The organism is Clostridioides sp. ZZV15-6597 (assembly GCF_020657815.1).
GTDB lineage: Bacteria > Bacillota > Clostridia > Peptostreptococcales > Peptostreptococcaceae > Clostridioides.
In genome coordinates this window covers 1-268 of the sequence record NZ_JAGWCT010000290.1, presented here as the reverse complement: position 1 = coordinate 268, position 268 = coordinate 1, and the positions used below count along the sequence as shown (strand labels likewise).

The following is a 268-nucleotide window of genomic DNA, read 5'->3' as shown; positions in this document are numbered from 1 at the left end:
GAATTGGCAGACGCACTAGACTTAGGATCTAGCGCCATTGGCGTGGGGGTTCGACTCCCTTCATCCGCACCATTTTTATTTAATTTAATAAACGAGCGGGAATAGTTCAGTGGTAGAGCGCAACCTTGCCAAGGTTGAAGTCGCGAGTTCGAATCTCGTTTCCCGCTCCAAATTTATGTTTATAGTGCCAATGTGGGTGCATAGCTCAGCTGGATAGAGCAACGCCCTTCTAAGGCGTGTGTCCGGGGTTCGAATCCCTGTGCGCTCA

At 50.0% G+C, this 268-nt stretch carries 2 tRNA genes; both read left to right on the top strand.

Annotated elements, in window-relative coordinates:
* Positions 1-95 precede the first annotated feature (95 nt).
* Positions 96-170, top strand: a tRNA-Gly gene (locus KGF52_RS21255).
* Between the two features lie 24 nt (positions 171-194).
* A tRNA-Arg gene (locus KGF52_RS21250) sits at positions 195-268 on the top strand.